Raw genomic sequence first — 1,653 nt, 5'->3', positions numbered from 1 at the left:
TCGACATCCACACGACCGCGGGCAAGCTCGCGGATCTGCAGCGCCGTATCGACGAGGCGACGCACGCCGGCTCGGAGCGCGCCGTCGAGAAGCAGCACGCCAAGGGCAAACTGACGGCCCGTGAGCGCATCGAACTCCTCCTCGACGAGGACTCGTTCGTCGAGCTCGACGAGTTCGCCCGCCACCGCTCCAGCAACTTCGGCCTGGAGAAGAACCGCCCGTACGGCGACGGCGTCGTGACCGGCTACGGCACGGTCGACGGCCGCCCGGTCGCCGTCTTCTCGCAGGACTTCACCGTCTTCGGCGGTGCGCTGGGCGAGGTCTACGGCCAGAAGATCGTCAAGGTCATGGACTTCGCGCTGAAGACCGGCTGCCCGGTCATCGGCATCAACGACTCCGGCGGCGCCCGCATCCAGGAAGGCGTGGCCTCCCTGGGCGCCTACGGCGAGATCTTCCGCCGCAACACCCACGCCTCCGGTGTCATCCCGCAGATCAGCCTGGTCGTCGGCCCCTGCGCGGGCGGCGCGGTCTACTCGCCCGCGATCACCGACTTCACGGTGATGGTCGACCAGACCTCGCACATGTTCATCACCGGCCCGGACGTCATCAAGACCGTCACCGGCGAGGACGTCGGCTTCGAGGAGCTGGGCGGCGCCCGCACCCACAACTCCACCTCCGGCGTGGCCCACCACATGGCGGGCGACGAGAAGGACGCCATCGAGTACGTCAAGCAGCTGCTGTCGTACCTGCCGTCCAACAACCTCTCCGAGCCCCCGGTCTTCCCGGAGGAGGCGGACCTCGCCCTCACCGACGAGGACCGCGAGCTGGACACGCTCGTCCCGGACAGCGCGAACCAGCCGTACGACATCCGCACGGTGGTCGAACACGTCCTGGACGACGCCGAGTTCTTCGAGACGCAGGCGCTGTTCGCACCGAACATCGTCACCGGTTTCGGGCGCGTCGAGGGCCACCCCGTCGGCATCGTCGCCAACCAGCCGATGCAGTTCGCCGGCTGCCTGGACATCGACGCCTCCGAGAAGGCCGCCCGCTTCGTGCGCACCTGCGACGCCTTCAACGTCCCGGTGCTCACCTTCGTGGACGTGCCGGGCTTCCTGCCGGGCGTCGACCAGGAGCACACCGGCATCATCCGCCGCGGCGCCAAGCTGATCTACGCCTACGCCGAGGCCACGGTCCCCCTCATCACGGTCATCACCCGCAAGGCCTTCGGCGGCGCCTACGACGTCATGGGCTCCAAGCACCTGGGCGCCGACCTGAACCTCGCCTGGCCGACCGCCCAGATCGCCGTGATGGGCGCCCAGGGCGCGGTCAACATCCTGCACCGCCGGACCATCGCCGAGGCGGAGGCGAACGGCGAGGATCTCGAGGCGGTCCGCGCGCGCCTGATCCAGGAGTACGAGGACACCCTGCTCAACCCCTACGTCGCGGCCGAGCGCGGCTACGTCGACGCGGTGATCATGCCGTCCGACACCCGCGCCCACATCGTCCGCGGCCTGCGTCAGCTGCGCACGAAGCGGGAATCCCTGCCTCCGAAGAAGCACGGCAACATCCCCCTCTAAGCCCCGCGGACCCTTGGAGCGGTCATGAACATCAAGGTCGTACGAGGCAACCCGACCCCGGAGGAGCTGGCCGCCG

The 1,653-nt window shown here is 69.0% G+C and carries 2 protein-coding genes; both read left to right on the top strand.

The genetic code is table 11. The annotated features are described in order from the left end of the window. Positions 1 to 1,577, top strand: a 1,577-nt coding sequence (locus AC07CM_RS50870) for an acyl-CoA carboxylase subunit beta (RefSeq protein WP_478883352.1), incomplete at its 5' end; no start/stop codon positions are given. 24 nt (positions 1,578 to 1,601) lie between these two features. Beyond that, positions 1,602 to 1,653 (top strand): acyl-CoA carboxylase subunit epsilon (locus AC07CM_RS50865; RefSeq protein WP_478883353.1); only part of this gene is annotated, 52 nt, incomplete at its 3' end.

It is taken from the genome of Streptomyces sp. NPDC044061, from assembly GCF_056434305.1.
Note: the sequence above shows the minus strand (reverse complement) of the source record. Positions and strands in the feature narration are given on the sequence as shown.